This window comes from Burkholderia sp. AU16482, from assembly GCF_002223285.1.
GTDB lineage: Bacteria > Pseudomonadota > Gammaproteobacteria > Burkholderiales > Burkholderiaceae > Burkholderia > Burkholderia semiarida.
Genome location: NZ_NKEY01000006.1, coordinates 346,701 through 367,628, shown reverse-complemented (window position 1 = coordinate 367,628; position 20,928 = coordinate 346,701). Strand labels below are relative to the sequence as shown.

The following is a 20,928-nucleotide window of genomic DNA, read 5'->3' as shown; positions in this document are numbered from 1 at the left end:
CGGCATTCGCCGCCGCGCGTGACACGTGTCACGCGCTCCCGCTTTCATCGATTCGCACACGTGTGCCCGCGCGGGCACGCGTGACGGATCGCCGTTCCCGTCGCAACGGGCCTTTCCAGGAAATACATGCAATGAAAAAAGCAGTTGTCGGAACTCTCTCGCTTGCACTCTTCAGCGCCGCCGCGCACGCGCAAAGCAGCGTCACGCTCTACGGGATGCTGGATGCCGGTATCGCCTATACGAACAACCAGTCTGGCAAAAGTACGTGGCAGCAAGGCAGCGGGCTGCTGTCGAATACGGTCTTCGGGCTGAGCGGCAACGAGGATCTCGGCGGCGGCCTGCACGCGCTGTTCCGCCTCGAAAGCGGCTTCAATCTGAACAACGGCACGCAGTCCTATCGAAATACGACGTTCGGCCGCCGCGCGTACGTCGGGCTGCAGAGCGACCGGTACGGCGCGCTGACGCTCGGCCGTCAATACGACGCCGTGGTCGACTATCTCGGCCCGCTCGCGATGGCGAACAACGGCGACGGCAACAACCTCGCGTCGCATCCGTTCGACAACGACAACATCGACGATTCGTTCTACATCGACAACGCGGTGAAATACACGAGCCCGACGCTCGCCGGCTGGCAGTTCGGCGGCCTGTACGGGTTCAGCAACGCGGCCGGCGGCTTCGCGAGCAACCGCGCATACAGCGCGGGCGTGTCGTACGCGAACGGGCCGGTCAGCCTCGGCGCCGCGTACCTGCAGCTCAATCGCGGCGGCCTGACGGCCGGCGGCGCACTGTCGACGAACGACGCGCCGAACTTCCCGGCCGTCCGGCAGCGCGTGATGGGCGCCGGCGGCAGCTATGCGTTCGCCCGGCTGACGATCGGCGCGTTGTGGACGCACTCGATGTTCGACGAGACGGCCGCGTCGTCGCTGCCCGGCGCGCTGAACGCGCTGCGCTTCGACAACTACGAGGTCAACGCGCGCTACGCGCTGACGCCGGCGGTCTCGTTCGCGCTCGCCTATACGTTCACCGACGGCCGCTACGACGACGCAACCGGCAGCCACCGGCCGAAGTGGCACCAGGCGACGCTGATGGCCGACTACGCGCTGAGCAAGCGCACCGACGTGTACGCGGAAACCGTGTACCAGCACGCGTTCGGCGTGCCGTCGGGCGCGACGCTCGGGTTCGCGAACGTCACGGGGCTCGCGGCTTCGTCGACGCGCACGCAAGTGGTCGCAACGGTCGGCATCCGGCATCGGTTCTGATCGCGCGCGAGCCGCCGCGGGCCCGCCGCTCTGTGCAATCCCGCATGGACGCGCGCCGGCCGAACAGGGATCATTCGGGGAATCCGGGCCGGCGCGCCCGCGAAACCGGTACACTCGGCGCCGGGCGCGCGCCGGATCGGCATTCGGCGGCGGCCCGCCGCCGACTCTGAATCGTGATCCCATGACCACACCGATCTATCAGGAAATCAAGGACTTCATCCTCGCGCGCATTCATGCCGGCGAATGGGCGGAAGGCGACCAGGTGCCGTCGGAGAACGAGCTCGCGCGCGAATTCAACGTCGCGCGGATGACCGTCAACCGCGCGCTGCGCGAACTGACCGCCGAACAGGTGCTCACGCGCACGCGCGGCTCGGGCACTTACGTGGCGTCGCCGAAATACGAATCCACGCTCGTCGCGATCCGCAGCATCTCCGACGAAGTCGCCGCGCGCGGCCACGGCTATCGCGCGCAGGTGCTGCAGGTCGGCGCGGCCGTCGCCGACGCGAAGCTCGCCGACGAACTGCGGCTCGACGCCGGCAGCCCGATCTTCCATTCGCGCGTGCTGCATTTCGAGAACGACACGCCCGTACAACTCGAGGAACGCTGGGTCAATCCGGCCTGCGCACCCGAATACGCGTTGCAGGACTTCACGACGACGACGCCGAACCAGTACCTGACGCGCGTCGCGCCGCTGCAGCGTGTCGAATACCGGATCGAGGCCGCGATGCCCGACGCCGAAACGCGCCACCACCTGACGATGGACGATCGCGAGCCGTGCCTGCTGCTGCACCGGCGCACGTGGTCGCAAGGGATGGTCGCGTCGGTCGCCAATCTGTGGCACCCTGGCAGCCGTTACCGGTTCACCGGGCATTTCTGATGCCGATGCGCGCGCTCACCTCGCGCGTGGTTGCGCCCATCGTCCGATCGCGCTGACGGCCAGCTTCAAGCCATCCTCCCGCGCGAGGCGCGCACCGAGTTCCGTCGCACGCGCCTTCGTGTCGCCGCGCTCGGCAAACGCGATCGCCCGCGCCAGCGCGGCAGCGTCCATGCGCCTGCCGGCGATCGGCGCATCGGCGACACCGAGCCGCTGCAGCCGGTTCGCCCAGAAGAACTGATCGCCCGCGAACGGCACGACCACCGACGGAATGCCGGCCCGCGCCGCCGAATGCGTGGTGCCCGACCCGCCGTGATGCACCGCCATCGCGACGCGCGGGAACAGCCAGTCGTGCGGCGTGTCGTCGATCACGCGGATGTGCGCGGGCAGCAGCGACGCATCGATGCCGCTCCAGCCCGGATAAAACAGCGCGCGCCGGCCGGCCAGTGCATGCGTCAGCGCGGCGGCCAGCGCCGCACGATCGAAGCCGGCCATGCTGCCGAACCCGATGTACACGGGCGGCTCGCCCGCGTCGAGAAACGCCGACAAGTCGGGCGGCGGCGCCCATGCATGCGCATCGATTCGCCACTGGCCGCATGCGTGCACGTTGGCCGGCCAGTCGGCCGGGCCGGACAACAGCGCCGGCGACACGCCATACAGCATCGGATGATCGGTCCACACGCGCTTGCGCGGCGGCAATCCGCATACGCCGGCGCGCGCGGCATTCGTCGACTTCCTGAACGCCTGCCACAGCAACGCGTTCACGAGCCGATGGCTCGCGCGATTCAGCCCGCGCGGCAACTTCCCCGGCGGCAGGAACGGAGACGCGAATTCGGCGGTCGGCGTGATCGGGATCATGCCCGTGCCGATCGCAGGTATGCCGCGATATTCGGCGACCGACAACCCGACGAACGATGCAAGCCCCGACACGAGAAGCGCGTCGCGCCCGGCCGACGCGTCCGCGACTTCGCGCATCCACGCGGCCGTGTTCGCATTCGCGATCGCGGCAAGCGCCTTCGACGTATCGTGGAAGCCGCCGCGCCCGCGCACCGCATCGGCCAACACGCCTTCCGGCGCAATCGCGCGACGGATGTCGCCGGACAGCGGCGCCGACGGCACGCCGAGTGCGTCGGCCGACCCGAGCGTCGCGGCATCGGCCAGCAGGCGGACGTCGTGGCCGGCGTCCATCAGCGCGCGGCCGAGCGCCGCGAGCGGACGCGTGTCGCCTTCGGTGCCGTAGGTGGCGATGACGAGTTTCATGCGGGGCGCCTCGTACACGGCGGAAAAGCCGAAAAGGTTGGATTCAAAAAACGTGCACGTCGTATACTAATGCAATCCGTACACTTTCAGTCAACCCCTGCCATGACGATTCCGACCGACGATCCGGGCCGCCGCGCGCGCAAACGCATTCAGATGCTCGCGCATCTTGCCGCCACCGCCGCGCGCCTGTTCGACGCGCACGGCTACGAAGCCGTCACGATGGAGCAGATCGCCGCCGAGGCCGATGTCGCGAAGCGCACGCTGTACAACCACTTTCCGACGAAGGAAGCCGTGCTCGCGCACTGGCTCGAAGGCGAACTCGCGCGCGATCTCGCGCATCTGCAGCACGACGTCGCGCGGCGCAAGACCTTTGCGTCGCGCATCGGCTGCGTGCTCGACGCGTCGGCCGCCTGGTGCGAGCAACATCCGGCGTACCTGCTCGCGTACCTGCGGCATCGCTTCCTCGGCATCGGCGCGGCCGAACCGGAGCGTGCGGGAGAGAACGGCGGCGATATCGCGCCGGTGTGGCGGCAACTGATCGCAGCCGGTCAGCAGGCCGGCGAACTGAACCGCACGCTGCGGGCCGACCAGCTCGCAACCTGGTTCCATCACCTGTATCTCGCGGCGATGCTGCGCTGGCTGACCGTGCCGGGACTGTCGCTGAAACGGGAGTTTCAGGCGGTCGCGAAGTTGTTCATCGAAGGCGCGGAAGCGAAACGGTGACGCAGCACGACCGGCAGCGGGACGCGGCCAACGCGTCGCGCGGCGCATACACACTGTTACAACGAACACACGCATTGCATGCCAAATTCCGCGCGCAGCAGTATGCTGATGACGTACGGCTGCGCACTGTGCCTCGGGCAATCCCCTGGTTCGCACGCAATCGCGCCGCCGTCGCGACCGCAATCATGCGTTGCAAGGAGGGTTGTGATGGCTACCACGCATCAGCACTTCCACCTCGAACTACGGCACGCCACCGCGCCGACCTACTTCATCAGTTACCTGTTCCCTGCGTTGTTGTTCGTCTACGAACTGCTGCGCGTCGGCCAGTGGATCCGCGATCACGGGATGCAATTCGTCGCGTTCAAGCAGATGGGCTACGAGTATCTGCTGATGCTGCTGTTCGTCGGACTGCAGATCGTCGTCGAGGCGATCTTCCTGCTCGGCGCCGCGATGCGCAAGGATCATCGCGATTTCGAGCACCGGTTGCCGAACGTGATTCTCGGCATCGGTCTGTCGATCGCGTTGCTGGCGATCGATCTCGCGATCCAGCTTTCGTTCTGACGGCCGGCGGGCGGACGCCCGCCGACGATGGCGAGCGCGCTCAGGCGCTCGCGTCGCGCAGCAACGTCGCGACGGCGGCCAGCACGTCGTCCGTTCGCTCGCGGTGCGGCATGTGCCCGCAGCGGGCGAGCAACAGAAACGACGACGGCCCCGCGACGCGCGCGGCGATCCGCTTCGGATGCACGTCGGACCCGTATTCGTCGTCCTCGCCGTGAATCGCGAGCGTCGCGCACTGCACGTGCGGCAGGTCGCCGTCGAGATTCCAGTCGCGGAACGCCGGCGACAGCCACGTGTCGACCCACGCGCGCAGCACCCATTCGGCCTTGTCGCCGTGATAGCGCGCGAGCCGGTCAAGCTGCCCCGGCTCGTCGAACTGCCGCCCCGCGTCGCGAATGCCGGCCAGCGTGCGATCCTCGACGAACGCCTGCGCGGCGACCGTCACGAGGGCGCGGCAACGCGCCGGATGCGCGGCCGCACAGCCGACCGCCATCCCGCCGCCGACGCTGTGCCCGAACGCGACGAACGCATCGACGCCGAGCTGTTCCAGTACCGCGACGAACGCATGATCGGCCTCGTCGCGCACGAATGTCGTGCCGAGCTGGCCCGGATGACGATCCGAACGGCCGAAACCGAGGCGGTCGTATGCGATCACGTCGCGTTGCGTGGCGCGTGCAAGCTGCGCGGGAAAGTCGCGCCACAGGTCGACGCAGCCGAGTGAATCGTGCAGCAGCACGATCGGCGCGGCCGGCTTAGGCGCGGCCGGCTTAGGCGCGGCCGGCTCAGGCGCGGCCGCGTGGTGCGCCGGCTCCGCACGCCAGCGTTTCGCAAAGAGACGCCCTTGCGGCGTCTCGACGGTCATCTCCTCGGTCACGATATCGGTCATGTGTCGGTCGTCTGCATGAAAGCGGCCGCCGGTCGGCGGCCGCATCGAATCGGAACATGGTGGCCTGCCGGCGCGCGCGGCGTCAAGCAAGCCCAAGCCTCTTTTGCCTCCGCACTCATTCGGGCTGCGGCGGCAGATACTCCATCTGGGCTTCGTCGTACAGCCGGTAGATCAGCGCCTGCATCGCGCGGATGTCCTCCGATTCGTCGAGCATGCGCATGCTCATGATGATGGGCGATACGAGGTTCGGATCGTCGAGCGGCTTGTAGCTGATGTCGTCGCGCTTCAGCCCGTACACGCTATGCGGCACGACGGACACGCCCTCGCCCATCGCGACGAGGCCGAGCGCGATCTGCAATTCGCGCGTCTCGTAGATCCGGCGCGGTTGCAGCGCGCGATCGTGGAAGGCCGCGAGCACCTGGTCCGCGTAGCTCGGACGCGGCGCCTTCGGAAAGATGATCAGCGTGTCGTTCACGAGATCGTGCAGCGACAGCACGGGCTTCGCGCTGTCGAGCACGTGACCGACCGGCAGCGCGACGATCATCCGCTCCTCGCGCAGCACGACGCGCCGCACGCTCGGGTCCTCGTGGCGGATGCGGCCGAACCCGACGTCGATACGCCCGTCCTTCAGCGCCTTGATCTGATCCATCGTCGACATCTCGTGCAGGCTCAGCTCGACGGCCGGATATTCGCTGCGAAAGCGCCGGATGATCTTCGGCAGCATCCCGTACAGCGTCGAGCCGACGAAACCGACCGACATGCTGCGCTCGATCTTGCCGACCCGCTTCGTCATCGATTCGAGCTCGGTCGTCTGCGCGAGCAACTGCACCGCGTGCGAATAGAAGAAGCGCCCCGCGTCGGTCAGCTTCAGCGGCCGCGCGTTGCGCTCGAACAGCGGCACGCCGAGCGCTTCCTCGAGTTGCTGGATCTGCCGGCTCAGCGGCGGCTGCGCGATATGCAGCCGTTCCGCCGCCCGTGTGAAATTCCGCTCTTCGGCCACCGCGACGAAGTAGCGGAGGTGTCTCAACTCCATGTTCGAATCCTCCCGGGACAGGCGCCGGACGCTCCTTCGGCACCGCACGGACAGTGCCCGCACCGGTCACCGTCGCCGGCCATCCGTACCGGCGTCCTCGATCGCCTGCTTCCCGATCCCGTCACGATACCTCAGCCGGCGCCGATCCCGGCGCAAGCAGCGTCGTGCCCGCGGCGACGTCCCGGGGCTGCCCCAAGCAAAACGGGAAGCCCGCAAGCTTCCCGTCGTTTCATCGCCGCGGCGGCCGCGGCGGCGCGACCGCGCATCACACCTCGGTCGCGTACAGCGCGTCGCGCTGCTCGTGGCTCAACGAGTCGAGCGGCACGTCCGGCAACTGGTAGCAGATCATCTTGCCGTACAGCTCGGCGAGGCAGTTGCTGCCCGCGTCGAGCGCGTAGCCGTCTTCGCCGTTCGGCGCCGGCGGGTAGACTTCGCGCCACGCGTTGATCGCGGCTTCGATTCGCACGATGGAAACGGGTCCGGCCTTCCGCTCGGCGGGTGATGCGCTCATGGATTCCTCTAAGTTGCGCGCTCCGCGGGCCGTGCCGGCCCGGATGGAACGATGAAAACGCCGGGCCACTCGCCGGCCGCCGCACGCGGCGCGCGCCGGATGCCGATCCGCGCCGCGCCTGTCGCGCCGGCCGGGCCGTGGCCCGGTAGGGTCGGGCAATATAACCGGCTTTGACCCCGTGCAGGCAAAAGCCGGGCAAAAAAAACGGGAAGCGCGCGGCTTCCCGTTTCGTCCCGTCGCGCGGCCGCCTGCCGTGCCGGCGTCAGCCCGCGGTTTCGCGGTTCGCCACCGGCGGCCGCTGCGCGCCGCGATTCGCGGCGACCCACGGCGCGATCTCCATGTCCTCGTAGCGCACGAACCGGCTCTTCTTCAGGAACCGGAAGCCGAGCCACACGACGATGAACAGCGGAATGCCGACATAGGTGGCGGCCACGCCGGCCCAGTCGATCCGGTTCGCGAGGAACGCCTGATAGTCCTGGCCGAGCGCGATCACGAGGCACAGCACGAACGCGAACAGCGGGCCGAACGGGAACCACTTCGACTGGTACGGCAGTTGATCGAGCGCGTAACCCTGCTTCACGTAACCCTTGCGGAACCGGTAATGGCTGATGGCGATGCCGAGCCACGCGATGAAGCCCGTCATCCCCGACGTGTTCAGCAGCCACAGGTACACGGTCTTGTCGCCGTACAGCGACGTGAAGAAGCACAGCGCGCCGACGGCGGTGGTCGCGTACAGCGCGTTGCGCGGCACGCCGCCCGGCGACAGCTTCGCGAATACCTTCGGCGCGCGGCCTTCGGTGGCGAGGTTGTACAGCATCCGCGTGGATGCATACATGCCCGAATTGCCGGCCGACAGCACGGCCGTGAGGATCACCGCGTTCATCACGCCGGCCGCGAAGGCCAGGCCCGCGTGGCGGAACACGAGCGTGAACGGGCTCACGCCGATGTCGGTCACGTCCGTCTTCAGCAGGTTCGGGTCGGTATACGGAATCAGCACGCCGATCACGAAGATCGCGAACACGTAGAACAGCAGGATGCGCCAGAACACCTGGCGCACCGCACGCGGAATCGTCGTGCGCGGGTGCTCCGATTCGCCGGCCGCGACGCCGATCAGCTCGGTGCCCTGGAAAGAGAAGCCCGCGATCATCGCGACGCCCATCAGCGCCGGCAGGCCGCCCGCGAACGGTGCGTCGCCGATCGTCAGGTTGCCCCAGCCGTTGGCCGGTGCGCCCTTCAGAATGCCGAAGATCATCAACAGGCCGACGCCGATGAACGCGACCACGGTGACGACCTTGATCAGCGCGAACCAGTATTCGGCCTCGCCGAAACCGCGCACTGTGAGCGCGTTGAGCAGGAACATCACGGCGAGGAACGCCGCGCTCCACCACACGCCCGGCACGTCCGGAAACCAGTAGTGCATCACGAGCTGCGCGGCGACGAGCTCCACCGCGATCGTCACCGCCCAGTTGTACCAGTAGTTCCAGCCGAGCGCGAAGCCGAAGCCTTCGTCGACGTATTTCGCGCCGTAGGTCGCGAACGAGCCCGACACCGGCATGAACGCGGCCATCTCGCCGAGGCTCGTCATCAGGAAGTAGACCATCAGGCCGATCAGCATGTACGCGACCATCGCGCCGCCGGGGCCGGCCTGCGAGATCGACGCGCCGGACGCGACGAACAGGCCCGTGCCGATCGAGCCGCCGATGGCGATCATCGTCAGGTGGCGCGCCTTCAGCGCGCGATGAAGCTTGGGTGGGTTCGCGGGCGAACCGGGTGGGTCGGAATTCGGAATTGCGGACATAAACGAGACGAACGTTGAGCGAGCCGGCATCCGTAGCCGGCGCATGCGGAATCGGAGCGCGGCGCGCGTCCTGCGATGCATTCGATGCGGCCCCGATACGCGTTGCGCGGCGGGCGCCTGCGGCGAAGCGCGGATTCTACCTGATTCGACAGGGGGACAGCCGAGGTCGGCGCGCCCGCTGCCGCGCCGGAGATTTCGCGGAATCAACGGGTTGGCCGCGTCGGCCGCCGCGATTTCCTCATACGTTGCAAAAACCACGATTGCGACCGGGTCATTCGATTTTCATTTGTCGCGGTCGGCAGGTAATCCTGTCCCGATCCGCCAAATACCGCTGCAATAGGCAAAATCGACTGATGATTATGCGATTAATCAGACAAAAAGACCGACACTGTTAATTGATTCAAATCAAGTTGCCCGTACGCCATGCGGTAATGATGCGTAACCATCGCGCGTCACGCTGTCTACATGCATGTTTTGCATGTACGCGCGAAATTCGGGAATTCGCGGGATAATGACGTTTAATTCGAAATAATCCGCGCGCGGAACCGCCAACGATGCGAACAGCCGCCGCCCCCAGCCCCCGAGGATGAAGTCATTCCCGCTGCCCGCCACGCTGCGCCGCCAAACCGCGTCGATCGTGGCACGCATTCTGTCGCCCCGCGGCGTACTCGTGGCGGGCATCGTCCTGCTGATGTTCAGTTGGGGACTTTCCACGTCGCTATTAATCGAGGCGCGACGCGACGCGTATGACCATGCGGTCGAAAATGCGCGCAACCTGATGCTGCTGATCGAACGCGACATCGCGCGCAATATCGAACTCTACGATTTGTCGCTGCAAAACGTCGTCGACGGCGTGGCCGATCCGGAACTGATGACATTGCCGCCGCGCCAGCGCCACCGGCTGCTGTTCGACCGCGCGGCGACCGGCGCCTATCTCGGCTCGATTTTCGTGATGGATGCGCACGGCAATATCGCGATCGACTCCAGCGCGTCGCCCGCGCGGCAAGGCAATTTCGCCGACCGCGACTATTTCGCCGTGCACCGCGACCGGCTTGCCCCCGGCCTCTACATCAGCCGGCCGTACGCGTCGCGGCTGCGCGGCGGCGCACTGACGATCGCGCTGAGCCGCCGGATCAACCGGCCCGACGGCACGTTCGGCGGGATCGTCGTCGGCACGCTCAGCATCGACTACTTCCGCGCGCTGCTCGACGGCATCGCGGTCGGCCGGCACGGCAGCGCGGCGATCGTCGAGGACAACGGCACGCTCGTGTCGCGCCTGCCGTACGACACGCGGGTGGTCGGCCTCGACCTGCACGACTCGCCGCTGTTCGTCGACGCGCAGCGCGGACGCGCCGGCGAGCTGACGGGCGTCGGCGCCATCGACGGCGTGCGGCGCGTCTATGTTTACAAGCATCTCGCCGGGCTGCCGCTGATCGTCGACGTCGCGCCCGCCGAAATCGACATCTACGCGTCATGGCGCCACCGCGCGGTCTGGACCGTCGTGCTGATGAGCCTGTTCACGGCGTTCATCGCGTGGGGCTCGCTCGCGCTGTCGCGCGAGCTGAAGCGCCGGCAGGACGCCGAATCCAAGCTGTACCGGCTCGCGCACACCGATTCGCTGACGGGCCTCGACAACCGCGGCACGTTCGACGCGGTGCTCGCGAAGGAGGCCCAGCGCGCGTCGCGCAGCGGGCGCCCGTTGTCCGTGCTGTTCGTCGACGTCGATCACTTCAAGGCGTTCAACGACTACTACGGCCACCCGGCCGGCGACGACGTGCTGCGCCAGGTCGCGCAATCGCTGTCGCGCTGCCTGCGCCGCGACAGCGATCACGTCGCGCGCTACGGCGGCGAGGAATTCGTCGTCACGCTCCCCGACACCGACGCGCAAGGCGCGGCGACCGTCGCCGAAAGCATCCGGCGTACGATCGCGGGGCTCGAGATCGAACACGTGAAGAGCCCGTACGGGCGCGTCACGGCCAGCATCGGCACGGCCACCGCCGCCGACGGCCGGATGAACGCCGCGACGCTGCTGCGGCGCGCCGACGAAGCGCTGTACCGCGCGAAGTCCGGCGGCCGCAACCGCGTGCTGGACGCGCAGTCGAGCGCGGCCGATGCTTGACGCGACGTGATGCGCCGTGATGCTGGCTGCCGCGTGACGTGACGCGGCCGCCTGCCGCCCGGCCCCGCGGCCGCGCCGTGGACAGCCCGCGCGCGTTCGGCTAGCGTTACGTCTGCTGCGCATGCGGCGCGGCGCCGGCCCGCGCGGCCCGCCGTGCGCGTTCCGGCCACTCCTGCTCCGTCATGACCGCCCCGCTCCCGACCCGATTGCCGCCGCTCGTGCGCCACGCGCTTCGCCCGCTGCTCGATCCGTACCGCCGCTACCGCCACGCGAAGCTGATCCATGCGGCGCGCGTCGCGCTCGCGATTCTGGTGTCGATCGCGCTGTCCACGGGGCTGAACGTACCGCACGGCGAATGGTCGACGATCACCGTGCTGATCGTCGTCGGCGGGCTGCAGCACCACGGCAACATCCGCAAGAAGGCGGCCGAACGCGCGCTCGGCACGTCGATCGGCGCGCTCGCGGGCCTCGCGCTGATCCTTCTCTATTCCGCTTTGCATGCGCCGTTCGTCATCTACCTGCTGATGGCCGTCGGGTGCGGCGTCTGCGCGTATCACGCGATCGGCAAGGCCGGCTACATCGCGCTGCTGTCGGCGATCACGATGGTGATCGTCGCCGGGCACGGCGACAACGAGATCGTCGACGGCCTGTGGCGCGCGGTGAACGTGCTGGTCGGCATCGCGATCGCGCTGGCGTTCTCGTTCGCGCTGCCGCTCTATGCGACCTACTCGTGGCGCTACAAGCTCGCCGACGCGCTGCGCGCGTGCGCGGCCGTGCATGCGCGGCTCGCGGGCGACCGCCCGGTCGGCGACGACGCGCACCTGAAGGAAATGGCCGCGCTGAGCGCGCTGCTCGTGCAGTTGCGCTCGCTGATGCCGTCGGTGTCGAAGGAATGCGAGACGTCGATGACGCAGCTCGAGGCGATCCAGCGCAGCCTGCGCCTGTGCATCGGTTATCTGGAGATCCTGTCGAGCGCGCTGCCGGCCCGCGACGACGCGGCGGCCCGCGAATACATGCGCGTCGAGATGAAGCCGTTGAACCGGCGCATCCGCGACACGCTGGTCGGCGCGAGCCGCGCGCTCAAGTTCGGCACGCCGAGCCGGCTCGCCCCGCGCCGCCGGCCGGTCGAGCCGCTGCACGACGCGCCGCCGCCGCAGTTGTCCGGCTACGTGTCGATCACCGCCAAGCTCGCCGGCGAAGTGGACCAGCTGCGCGAGCGGCTGCTCGATACCGCGCGGTCGTGGAATATCTGACGTTCCGGGAATCCGGGGTTCACACGTCTTTCTTTCATTTGCCTTTCTGTGTGACGCGACGACACGCCGGCGGCGATGATCGGGGGCTCTCGCCCGATCCGGCCCCGGAAATCCCGCTGCCGCCCCGGCGCGGGCGTGCGTGTTTCGGCGGCGATGCAACGCCATCCAGCACGGCGTTCTCCACCCGGTTAACCGCCCGTCAGGCCCGCCGCGACAGGCTCGACGCCGGTTCCGCACCAAAATCAACCCTTGCTCCAACTTCCCGGACAGCCGATACTCGCATATTCCGCGAAATACGATCCCACCGGCTTCAATCCACGGTAATTCCTATGAGCACGATTCTCGAAAGCCTCCCGACCGGCCAGAAGGTCGGTATCGCCTTCTCCGGCGGCCTGGACACCAGCGCCGCGCTGCACTGGATGAAACTGAAGGGCGCCGTCCCGTACGCATACACGGCGAACCTCGGCCAGCCCGACGAAGACGATTACGACGCGATCCCGAAACGCGCGATCGAATACGGCGCAGCCGGCGCCCGCCTGATCGACTGCCGCGCGCAGCTCGTCGCCGAAGGCATCGCGGCGCTGCAAAGCGGCGCGTTCCACATCACGACGGCCGGCGTCACGTACTTCAACACGACGCCGATCGGCCGCGCCGTGACGGGCACGATGCTCGTCGCCGCGATGAAGGAAGACGGCGTCAACATCTGGGGCGACGGCAGCACGTACAAGGGCAACGACATCGAGCGCTTCTACCGCTACGGCCTGCTCGTGAACCCGGATCTGAAGATCTACAAGCCGTGGCTCGACCAGACGTTCATCGACGAGCTCGGCGGCCGCGCCGAAATGTCCGAATTCATGAACCAGGCCGGCTTCGCGTACAAGATGTCGGCCGAGAAGGCCTATTCGACCGACTCGAACCTGCTCGGCGCGACGCACGAAGCGAAGGATCTGGAAAGCCTCGAAAGCGGCATCAAGATCGTGAACCCGATCATGGGCGTCGCGTTCTGGCGCGACGACGTGAAGATCGCCGCCGAGGAAGTGACGGTGCGCTTCGAAGCCGGCCAGCCGGTCGCGCTGAACGGCGTCGAGTTCAAGGATCAGGTCGAGCTGCTGCTGGAAGCGAACCGCATCGGCGGCCGCCACGGCCTCGGCATGAGCGACCAGATCGAGAACCGCATCATCGAGGCGAAGAGCCGCGGCATCTACGAAGCCCCGGGCCTCGCGCTGCTGTACATCGCGTACGAGCGTCTCGTCACCGGCATCCACAACGAAGACACGATCGAGCAGTACCGCGAGAACGGCCGCCGCCTCGGCCGCCTGCTGTACCAGGGCCGTTGGTTCGACCCGCAGGCGATCATGCTGCGCGAAACCGCGCAACGCTGGGTCGCACGCGCGATCACCGGCGAAGTGAAGATCGAACTGCGCCGCGGCAACGACTACTCGATCCTGAGCACGAAGTCGCCGAACCTCACGTATCAGCCGGAACGCCTGTCGATGGAGAAGGTGGCGTCGACGTTCTCGCCGCGCGACCGGATCGGCCAACTGACGATGCGCAACCTCGACATCACCGATACGCGCGACAAACTGCGCGTGTATTCGCAAGTCGGGCTGCTGACGCCGGGTGAAGCGTCGGCGCTGCCGCAGATCAAGGGCGACAGCGACAAGTAAGCCAGTCGCTTTCGCCAGCGGCCGGGCGGCGTGACAACCGCCCGGCTGCGTGCAGTACTTCCCTTCCCGCTTTTTCTTCAAGCACTGCCGGATTCGGAACGCGTATCGCGACGATCCTGCAGGCGCGTCAAAGTTTTTTCGACACCGTGGCCGTCGCAGTGGCTGCGGGCCTCGTCATCGTCGTGGAAGCGGTGGCATTGGCCGGCGCCGACGCCGGCGTGCGCGCCAGATCCTGACCGATCATGTCCGCGACCGACTTCTCGCACGACTTGATCCCTTCCACCGACTTGTCGAAATTCTTCTCGAGATCGCTGAAGCTGCCGTACGTGTACGCGAAATCGCTGTCGATGTGGACGCTGTTCGCCTTGACGTCGTAGCCGCACGCGAACGTCTTGTAATAGAGGTCCTGCTTCGTCTTCGCGTCGAGAATGCGCGCGCGGATGACGACCCACGGGATGTAGTCGAGCTGCTGAGGCGGCGAGATATAGCCGAACGACGTGAACCACACGTTCATGATCGCATCCGCGTCGGTCTGGATCGCCGAGTAGTCGTCCGACTTGCCGTCATCGGCAAGCTTCACCTTCTGCCCGTCCAGCTTCACGACCTGATAGCCGTTGCCGGTGAGGCGGCCCGCCACGCCGTCCGCGATGTCCGGTGCGAAGAGGATCTTGCCGGCGGCCACGTGGTCCGTGTACGTGCTCGTATGGCTTGCGTTGACGGCGCCTTGCGCGAGCGCGCCGATCAACCCGAACCCGGCCGCCGCGCCGCCGAAATTGACGACCGCGACACGCTTCGGCTCGATGACGTCGAGCATCGCGATCGAATGCAGCTTCTGACGCGCCTCGGGCGTCATGTCCGTGTTCGGCACCGTGGTGCAGGCGGACAGCAGCGTCACGAGCAGGCCGCAACCGACCAGGGTGGCTTTGGAAGAGTTCTTCATTGGATGGGTGGCTTTCGTTGTTGACGGAACGTGTTCATCGGGCCGCCGCACGCGGCGCGTCGACGCGCCGTGTGCGGTGCGACCGTGCGTTTACTGTTTGATCACCTGACCGTACGCGATGAAGCTGTAATCAGCCGCGCGCAGCACGTAGAGGATCGAGCGCTTGAAGCCGTTGGTTCCCGTGATCGGCACGAACATGATCGCGGCATTGCCCGACAGCGGAACGCCGGCCGGCAGCTTGCAGCCCGTCGATGCGGAGGCCGTCACCGTCATGTCGTACATGTTCTGGCTCGAGCCGGGCGTGGAAAGCAGCAACGTGCCGCTCAGGTTGCAACCGCTCAGCGTGCCGGTCAGCGTACCGCCCGATGCAATCGCGAACGATGCGTTGGTCGTCGCCCACGTGCCCACCACGCTGTCCTGCGTGACGGCAAGTGCGTTCGCGGCGTTGTAGGTCCACGTGAAATTCGACGCCGTACCGTTGCGGGTGATCGTGCCGGACAACGTCTGCTTCGGGCTGTATGCGCCCGAGCCCGAATCGATCTTCGTGACGATGCCGCTCGTTCCTGCGAAGTTGATACCCGGGGCAAGCGACCACGTCGAACCGTTGACGGTCAGATTCGTGAAATCGTCGGACATCACGAACGATCCGAGCAGATTGAGCGTGCTCAGGTTGTTGTGCGGGTCGACCAGGGCGATGGTCGAGTAGCCGAGGTTGCCGGATGCCGACCAGATCCCGACCGGGCCGGTTGCCGTTGCGGCCGTCGAACCGTCTTGCGGGGTCGTCAGGCTAGGCAGCGCCTCGCCAACCGTCACCGGCTGCGACGATGCGACGGGGGCGCTTGCCGGGGGAGCCGCGAGCGGCGTGGACGCGACGGACGGTGCGCTGGCTGCGTTGTTGGCGCCGCCGGTGTTGGCGGGCGTGCCGCTGCTTGCGTTCGACGAGCCGTCGCCGCCGCCGCAACCAGCGACGACGAATACCGAGATCGCGGCTGCGGTCAGCAGACAAAGGGAATGCTTGTTCAATTCAATCCTCGATTTTTTTGATGCGTTTTTTTTAGTGGTTCAGATTCGAATCGGGTTACTTTTCGGGTGTGGTGTGTGGGCCTCCTCGAGTGACGTTGAGTGCGTGGTGTGATGTGTAGGGGAAGAGCAATGCGGGATTCGTCGGTTGCCGGATATTCGGCACGACGGATACGAGCGTGGAGGTGTGGTCGTGCGGGAACGCGCACGCAACGGTGAGAACCGCATGCAGCAGCAGGCATGCCGCGGCAAGGCAAAGGCACAGCGCGCGCGAGCCCCCGGTGCCTGCGCGCCCCATCGAATCGGTGCATCCCATCTTCTGGTCATGCGCGCGGCCTCGCCGGCCGGGCGCCCCCTCGGTTATCTGGTCGTGTGGTTTGGTCCTACAGCTCTGGTAATACTTTTTTTGAGCTACCGAGGAAGGGTAACGGCGGCGGCGAGGATTTCTTTAGGGGGGTTTATCGAGGGAATTTTCTAGGGGATTTGTTCCGGGGCTCCGTAAGGCCCCTTGCTCGGCCGTTGGCTCGAGCGATGAAGTCAAACCCACGTTTGAATTCAATCTGTCGATCGGGAAAACACTTCAGTCGCGACGCAGCGGCACAAGAACATCCCAGGCTACGGGAGCAGCGTTTTGCAAGTACCAGAGCCAGTATGATCGACGGCGTTCGGCGCCTCCCTTGGCTTCCCAGATCGCACTGCCCGATACCGCGAGCGCTCCGTAATAGCCGGCATCCCAATCGTCCGGAGGTACGCTCTGTTCGCTTTCGCCGACTACATCGAAGTTCGTGTCGTACAAAATCGTATTCATCGCCGAGAAAACGGCCATGCCCGCATAAACGGAGACAAAGGCCGGTTCGCCATGTTGGAAAAGATCGATAACCTTCGTGTGGTACTCGCCGTTGGCTATTTCGAGGGTGGGAAAATCGCATTTTCCCGATAACGCGTCGATGCCGCTCGCCAGGATCGCTTCGGCCGCCGTCAACACGCTCGGATACGGACTCAGCCGGCCTAGCACCTCTCTCGCACAGATCACAGCCAATCGCGCGCGGCGCAAGTACCCCGCATCGGCGTGTTCGGTCACCGATAGAGCTTCGATTAACTGAAGAAGGTCTTTTCGGGTGGCGGCCGGGAGTTCACCCTCTGCTGTAATCGACGTCGCGGCTGTCGATAATGCGTTTGTCAAATGTTGTGGAATATGCATCACTTGTGTTGATTCTCCGCGGCCAACGGCGCCAACAATGCCGAAAGACGATCCGGGTTTCAAATCCATCTTGAAAATTAGATAGCTCACCACCAAAAACAAAACCCACTCAAATCATATAGCTCGACATAAACTCAAATTCATCGAAATACGCCTTCGGTCCAATTTCCGAAATCCATTCCATCGGCACGTATGCACTATCAACATCCACCTCATAACCACTCCGCCAAACAAGCTTGCTATAAATAACCGCCGGAGCACAAATTAAGTTGAAAAAGAAACCCCCATCCAGAGATGCACGCTCGCAAATTGATTTCGGCGAAACCAATTCATCAATTGCATCCTTCATCCCATTAATATCCCCTTCCGCGAGTGCCAAATAAAATTTATGATCCACTAAAAATTTCCTCTCCCTACTGCCCTTTGGCGGATTTGAAATTACCCGTTCACTGCGCCCCCCTCAAAACACCCCAATCCCCACGTAATGCAACAAAAAACTGCCCCGTCCAAAAATCAAATAAATTATGATTATTTATTCTTTTGATGTCGAATTCAGAATCAATTCCAGCATACCAATCAACCAATCCCTCATGACCCGAAATCAAATAATAAATCCCATTAATCGCCCTGCACTCACATGCCAATGCGCCAATAGGCTCATTATATTTCGGCTGCGAGAGAATATACTCCAGCTTTGCACGGACATAGAACCATTGCTTAAAGGCTGCAACATCGCCAGTCTCATACCATACCGAAATTGCCGATGCCTCCGCATAACTCATTAACGTACGCAGACATCCGGACGGATCACCCAAATCACCTTCTATATTAGCAATACAATTATCCAGCACACCACTCGAAACATCGAACGCACGCCTCTCCAAGACATGATTCAACCGATTAGCCGCTTCCTCGGTAGTTGGAATTTTCGTCACAAATCTCTCCTTCACTTTACTTTTACAGGCACAATCACCAAGTTTCCAGTTGCCTTATTTACACCAGCAACCGCCGTGAAAATTTGCTCATTGCTTCGGGCAACTCTACAGCTCGTTCGTTACCGTTCTCCTCGGCAACTGGAGAAGTTACTCCTTCGCCGACTCGCAGACCGCACCAAGTAGTGCGACCCGCTCCAAGAAGGATACTTCGTCAATGTAATCGGCTCGCCCTGAAGTACAGTACCCACACATTGCTTTCCTTCAGATAAAGAGAAGCCGCAGAACTCTCGAAGTAGCGAGCCAAACTAAATTTGGTAAAAACCGGTTTTCCAGACAGTCACTCGGAATACCGTCTTAGGTTACCCCGATCTTTATGCCGCAGCGGCTGTCCGCGCAAGCAGAGGCGGACAGCAGATTGCAGCCAAATCCCCTAAGCATGGAGACCTGCAAAGTCAATTTCCCGCTTGGAAATTGCAACCCAATCGCCCCTCAGAAAATCACCACTTTCCCGCCGTCTATTTTTGATATCCGATCGTCACAAAAACCTCCCCAGTTTCATCATCACACATAACCCGTGCCGGCACCGACACATCACCGAACTCCCTCTGCAATTTCACATTCCAGCCATCGACGATCAATTTTGCGAGTTCGGCAGCCTGGTCGGTATCAATGTCATCGAACATCCCGGTTATTTCAAGCAGATTTATCCAGAACTGAATCTCATGAATGGCCTTCCCTTTGCTCAACAAATCCCCGTACTCTTCATCGCTGAACAATTCAGAAACAAATACCCCACCGCCAAAAACCCTAGAATCCGGGAAGAATAATTTTGCAAAATGAAAGACGAAGTCGTACACCAGCCCATGAGCCTTATAGACAGTATGCACGTAGTCAAGCCCAGAAACACTACCCGGCGGATTGGCAGCAACAAATGAGGCGAAATCGAATGACTTGTCGTTATACATTACCTTCCTCCTGGAAATTCATCTGATCGGGGCTCACGCACCTTGGGCTTTCCTATGAACTGGCTCCCATCTGGAGCATTGTTTATCCCAGTTTCCTTGACATTTGGGCGTGCAATATTTCCATGGTCTTGACCAGAGCCGCGATACTGCTTCCAAGTTCCATCCTTCACTGACGACGCAGCAGCCGATCCCGCCGCCTTTGCCCAGTTCACCGTCTCCTGCGGACTCTGCGATGCAACCGACGCCGCAGCGCGGCCGCTCAGAGCCCTCATCGCAACAGGCAGCGAAAACCCGTATTGAGACGCTTCACCAGCGAAGGCTATGGCGGCATTTACGAATTTCTGTAGCTTGTCATGTAATCGATGTCGCGGCTGTCGATAATGCGTTCGACAAATGTTGCCGAATGCGCATCGCTCATGTTGATTCTCCATAGCACCCGATGGACATGATGATTCGAGCGTCGTGGCGAGGCGCGATGGACGAGCTATTCGTCGCTATCGCCTCGTTCCGAGTTCTTCACTAGCCCGTGACAAAATGCGGTCGTTTTACGTTCGGCATGTCATCGTATGCCTTCAGGACGGTTTGCAACGGTGTCAGCGATGGGTCGCGATTCCCGTAGACGATCTTGAGCCATGTCGCACCGCGTATGAACTGCCCCGCACCGAACCATTGCGATTCGAGGTTCGCCTTCAACATACGTCGGCCCGCTTCGAACAAAGCATCGGGCGTGTAAGCGTTGGCGTGAGCGATCTCTGGACGGCAGCCATATAGACACAGGGCATAGGCGTACTCGCGTGGCTTGAGCGTCTTCGCAAGACTGGGCGGCTTGTCGTTGACCCAATGTTCGTACATCTGGATACCGTTTTCGAAGCCCTCCATACCGTCCGGCGTAGCATCGTCGCCTGTTTGATAGGCGAACGCCATGTAGTCATCGAGGCACTCTCGAACGATCTCGTTCATTGGCCACGGGCGGGCTTCATTGCGCCAGGCGGCCTCTTCGAGGATTCTCGCGTTCTCCCACTCGGCACTGTTCCAGCCGGTATCCATCCACTCGGCGATCGCTTTCGCCCAATGCAACGTAACTCGATGAAGATCTCTGTTCACCCCGAAGTCCTCATCCGATGCGATTGCCTTTTCAATCCAACTAAGCGAGCGAGAGATTACTGGGGTAGCCTCCTCAGCCAACCCCACCAGCCATGCCCGAACCACATCGGACATGTTATGCGCAGCAATATTTCCGATCGGTTGTCCGTCCGGGCAAACGGTGCGCATAACTCGGGGAAGAGTTCCCTCAATCATCACCTCTCTTGTACGAACTGGATCAAAGAGCATACATGCCTAAACAAAGTTTCCACTGCGGTGCCGATTATGAAAAAATTCCTTTAGCCTGTCGGACCTTACGGGCTTCGTAGCGGCAATTCGTGCTGGTGGGTTGACGATCTTGCGTGGTTGATGCCGACATTGTTCAGGTCCACGCGAACTTCGAAACGTTAAATGATGACGGTTTCGGTGATCATAGGTTGCTGTGAAGAGGATGGCCCAAGTTCCGCCGTCGACACAATGCCGTTCAACACCACAAAGTGCGAACTCGGCTCGCCGCCGAGTTCGCATAATCGGTTGATATCGGAGAGACGCCGACCCCCAATCAGGCTACGTTATTTCGTCATTCGTATATCTTCGCAGCATAGAGAATATCGCCCAACGTTCTCCAATTCGGAGTTACCGGAACTTCTTGGTTAGTATTTTTGTAAAAACCATCCATAGATCTGATCCAACTTTCCATTGCAAGAAGAAATCGCTCAAGCGTTGGATTTTCCCACTCGGTTCTATTTTCCTCCAGATCCTTTAGCAGCTGGCCCACAAAATCCGCCAACTCCTCTTTGGATTCAATTCTTGCAACCAGCTCCGACAGTTCCATGTCTTTCT

The 20,928-nt window shown here is 63.5% G+C and carries 21 protein-coding genes; 7 read left to right on the top strand and 14 right to left on the bottom strand.

Annotation, left to right across the window (positions count from 1 at the left end):
* Nucleotides 1–131 precede the first annotated feature (131 nt).
* Nucleotides 132–1,259, top strand: a complete 1,128-nt coding sequence (locus CFB35_RS19010; RefSeq protein ID WP_059575268.1) for a porin — start codon at nt 132–134, stop codon at nt 1,257–1,259.
* A gap of 181 nt (nt 1,260–1,440) precedes the next feature.
* Complete coding sequence (gene hutC, locus CFB35_RS19005) at nt 1,441–2,136, top strand: histidine utilization repressor (RefSeq protein WP_059575266.1); 696 nt, start codon at nt 1,441–1,443, stop codon at nt 2,134–2,136.
* Between the two features lie 15 nt (nt 2,137–2,151).
* On the opposite strand, the gene CFB35_RS19000 is transcribed toward hutC, so the two are convergent.
* A complete protein-coding gene (locus tag CFB35_RS19000) occupies nt 2,152–3,393 on the bottom strand; it encodes a glycosyltransferase (protein ID WP_059575264.1) in 1,242 nt (413 codons plus the stop codon).
* Nucleotides 3,394–3,495: 102 nt separating this feature from the next.
* Between CFB35_RS19000 and CFB35_RS18995 the strand changes: the two genes are divergently transcribed.
* Entirely contained in the window at nt 3,496–4,116 is a 621-nt protein-coding gene (locus CFB35_RS18995) for a TetR/AcrR family transcriptional regulator (protein ID WP_060967847.1), read from the top strand.
* A gap of 207 nt (nt 4,117–4,323) precedes the next feature.
* Nucleotides 4,324–4,677 carry a hypothetical protein gene (locus tag CFB35_RS18985; RefSeq protein ID WP_050018066.1) on the top strand — a complete coding sequence of 118 codons (354 nt, stop codon included), beginning with the start codon at nt 4,324–4,326 and terminating at the stop codon, nt 4,675–4,677.
* 40 nt (nt 4,678–4,717) lie between these two features.
* Here the strand turns inward: CFB35_RS18985 and CFB35_RS18980 are convergent, their stop codons facing one another.
* The 5 genes from CFB35_RS18980 to CFB35_RS35020 all read right to left on the bottom strand — a co-directional run bounded on the left by CFB35_RS18980 (nt 4,718) and on the right by CFB35_RS35020 (nt 9,550).
* Nucleotides 4,718–5,560, bottom strand: coding sequence for an alpha/beta fold hydrolase (locus tag CFB35_RS18980; protein ID WP_089465434.1), 843 nt, complete (start codon nt 5,558–5,560; stop codon nt 4,718–4,720).
* A gap of 115 nt (nt 5,561–5,675) precedes the next feature.
* The gene (locus CFB35_RS18975) at nt 5,676–6,593 is read right to left on the bottom strand and encodes a LysR family transcriptional regulator (protein ID WP_059575258.1); all 918 of its coding nucleotides are present in this window, start codon (nt 6,591–6,593) and stop codon (nt 5,676–5,678) included.
* A gap of 265 nt (nt 6,594–6,858) precedes the next feature.
* Nucleotides 6,859–7,104, bottom strand: coding sequence for a DUF3717 domain-containing protein (locus tag CFB35_RS18970; protein ID WP_059575255.1), 246 nt, complete (start codon nt 7,102–7,104; stop codon nt 6,859–6,861).
* A 262-nt stretch (nt 7,105–7,366) separates the two neighbouring features.
* Entirely contained in the window at nt 7,367–8,902 is a 1,536-nt protein-coding gene (locus CFB35_RS18965) for an amino acid permease (protein WP_059575253.1), read from the bottom strand.
* Between the two features lie 405 nt (nt 8,903–9,307).
* Nucleotides 9,308–9,550 carry a hypothetical protein gene (locus CFB35_RS35020; RefSeq protein ID WP_179231755.1) on the bottom strand — a complete coding sequence of 81 codons (243 nt, stop codon included), beginning with the start codon at nt 9,548–9,550 and terminating at the stop codon, nt 9,308–9,310.
* Between CFB35_RS35020 and CFB35_RS18960 the strand changes: the two genes are divergently transcribed.
* The 3 genes from CFB35_RS18960 (at nt 9,489) to argG (ending at nt 13,941) form a co-directional block, all read left to right on the top strand.
* Entirely contained in the window at nt 9,489–11,021 is a 1,533-nt protein-coding gene (locus CFB35_RS18960; protein WP_059575252.1) for a sensor domain-containing diguanylate cyclase, read from the top strand. The two genes, CFB35_RS35020 and CFB35_RS18960, sit on opposite strands and share 62 nt — an antisense overlap.
* A 182-nt stretch (nt 11,022–11,203) precedes the next feature.
* A complete protein-coding gene (locus CFB35_RS18955; RefSeq protein WP_059575250.1) occupies nt 11,204–12,274 on the top strand; it encodes an FUSC family protein in 1,071 nt (356 codons plus the stop codon).
* A gap of 329 nt (nt 12,275–12,603) precedes the next feature.
* Nucleotides 12,604–13,941 (top strand): argininosuccinate synthase, encoded by a 1,338-nt coding sequence (gene argG / locus CFB35_RS18950; RefSeq protein ID WP_050018060.1) that lies wholly within the window; start codon nt 12,604–12,606, stop codon nt 13,939–13,941.
* Nucleotides 13,942–14,068: 127 nt separating this feature from the next.
* Here the strand turns inward: argG and CFB35_RS18945 are convergent, their stop codons facing one another.
* From CFB35_RS18945 to CFB35_RS18910, 8 genes are all read right to left on the bottom strand, one after another.
* The gene (locus CFB35_RS18945) at nt 14,069–14,881 is read right to left on the bottom strand and encodes a hypothetical protein (protein ID WP_059575248.1); all 813 of its coding nucleotides are present in this window, start codon (nt 14,879–14,881) and stop codon (nt 14,069–14,071) included.
* A gap of 90 nt (nt 14,882–14,971) precedes the next feature.
* Nucleotides 14,972–15,904 carry a hypothetical protein gene (locus tag CFB35_RS18940; protein ID WP_081066527.1) on the bottom strand — a complete coding sequence of 311 codons (933 nt, stop codon included), beginning with the start codon at nt 15,902–15,904 and terminating at the stop codon, nt 14,972–14,974.
* A gap of 577 nt (nt 15,905–16,481) precedes the next feature.
* The gene (locus CFB35_RS18935; RefSeq protein WP_143328747.1) at nt 16,482–17,171 is read right to left on the bottom strand and encodes an Imm5 family immunity protein; all 690 of its coding nucleotides are present in this window, start codon (nt 17,169–17,171) and stop codon (nt 16,482–16,484) included.
* A gap of 40 nt (nt 17,172–17,211) precedes the next feature.
* Nucleotides 17,212–17,499, bottom strand: coding sequence for an Imm49 family immunity protein (locus tag CFB35_RS18930; protein ID WP_179231764.1), 288 nt, complete (start codon nt 17,497–17,499; stop codon nt 17,212–17,214).
* Between the two features lie 49 nt (nt 17,500–17,548).
* The gene (locus CFB35_RS34475; RefSeq protein WP_143328746.1) at nt 17,549–18,037 is read right to left on the bottom strand and encodes a hypothetical protein; all 489 of its coding nucleotides are present in this window, start codon (nt 18,035–18,037) and stop codon (nt 17,549–17,551) included.
* A gap of 515 nt (nt 18,038–18,552) precedes the next feature.
* Nucleotides 18,553–19,002 carry a hypothetical protein gene (locus CFB35_RS18925; RefSeq protein WP_059575244.1) on the bottom strand — a complete coding sequence of 150 codons (450 nt, stop codon included), beginning with the start codon at nt 19,000–19,002 and terminating at the stop codon, nt 18,553–18,555.
* Nucleotides 19,003–19,521: 519 nt separating this feature from the next.
* Entirely contained in the window at nt 19,522–20,301 is a 780-nt protein-coding gene (locus CFB35_RS18915) for a hypothetical protein (protein ID WP_226094221.1), read from the bottom strand.
* A gap of 364 nt (nt 20,302–20,665) precedes the next feature.
* Nucleotides 20,666–20,920: a hypothetical protein gene (locus CFB35_RS18910; protein ID WP_081066629.1), complete on the bottom strand. Its 255-nt coding sequence runs from the start codon at nt 20,918–20,920 to the stop codon at nt 20,666–20,668.
* Nucleotides 20,921–20,928 lie beyond the last annotated feature (8 nt).

Coding starts and splice junctions, on each gene's coding strand:
- CFB35_RS35020 (WP_179231755.1), bottom strand. CDS start 9,550: ATGCGTGCCACGATCGACGCGGTTTGGCGGCGCAGCGTGGCGGGCAGC.
- CFB35_RS18925 (WP_059575244.1), bottom strand. CDS start 19,002: ATGTATAACGACAAGTCATTCGATTTCGCCTCATTTGTTGCTGCCAAT.
- CFB35_RS19010 (WP_059575268.1), top strand. CDS start 132: ATGAAAAAAGCAGTTGTCGGAACTCTCTCGCTTGCACTCTTCAGCGCC.
- CFB35_RS19000 (WP_059575264.1), bottom strand. CDS start 3,393: ATGAAACTCGTCATCGCCACCTACGGCACCGAAGGCGACACGCGTCCG.
- CFB35_RS18910 (WP_081066629.1), bottom strand. CDS start 20,920: ATGGAACTGTCGGAGCTGGTTGCAAGAATTGAATCCAAAGAGGAGTTG.
- CFB35_RS18935 (WP_143328747.1), bottom strand. CDS start 17,171: ATGGATTTGAAACCCGGATCGTCTTTCGGCATTGTTGGCGCCGTTGGC.
- CFB35_RS18985 (WP_050018066.1), top strand. CDS start 4,324: ATGGCTACCACGCATCAGCACTTCCACCTCGAACTACGGCACGCCACC.
- CFB35_RS18945 (WP_059575248.1), bottom strand. CDS start 14,881: ATGAAGAACTCTTCCAAAGCCACCCTGGTCGGTTGCGGCCTGCTCGTG.
- CFB35_RS18955 (WP_059575250.1), top strand. CDS start 11,204: ATGACCGCCCCGCTCCCGACCCGATTGCCGCCGCTCGTGCGCCACGCG.
- CFB35_RS18970 (WP_059575255.1), bottom strand. CDS start 7,104: ATGAGCGCATCACCCGCCGAGCGGAAGGCCGGACCCGTTTCCATCGTG.
- CFB35_RS18915 (WP_226094221.1), bottom strand. CDS start 20,301: ATGATTGAGGGAACTCTTCCCCGAGTTATGCGCACCGTTTGCCCGGAC.
- argG (WP_050018060.1), top strand. CDS start 12,604: ATGAGCACGATTCTCGAAAGCCTCCCGACCGGCCAGAAGGTCGGTATC.
- hutC (WP_059575266.1), top strand. CDS start 1,441: ATGACCACACCGATCTATCAGGAAATCAAGGACTTCATCCTCGCGCGC.
- CFB35_RS18995 (WP_060967847.1), top strand. CDS start 3,496: ATGACGATTCCGACCGACGATCCGGGCCGCCGCGCGCGCAAACGCATT.
- CFB35_RS18965 (WP_059575253.1), bottom strand. CDS start 8,902: ATGTCCGCAATTCCGAATTCCGACCCACCCGGTTCGCCCGCGAACCCA.
- CFB35_RS18960 (WP_059575252.1), top strand. CDS start 9,489: ATGAAGTCATTCCCGCTGCCCGCCACGCTGCGCCGCCAAACCGCGTCG.
- CFB35_RS18980 (WP_089465434.1), bottom strand. CDS start 5,560: ATGACCGATATCGTGACCGAGGAGATGACCGTCGAGACGCCGCAAGGG.
- CFB35_RS18975 (WP_059575258.1), bottom strand. CDS start 6,593: ATGGAGTTGAGACACCTCCGCTACTTCGTCGCGGTGGCCGAAGAGCGG.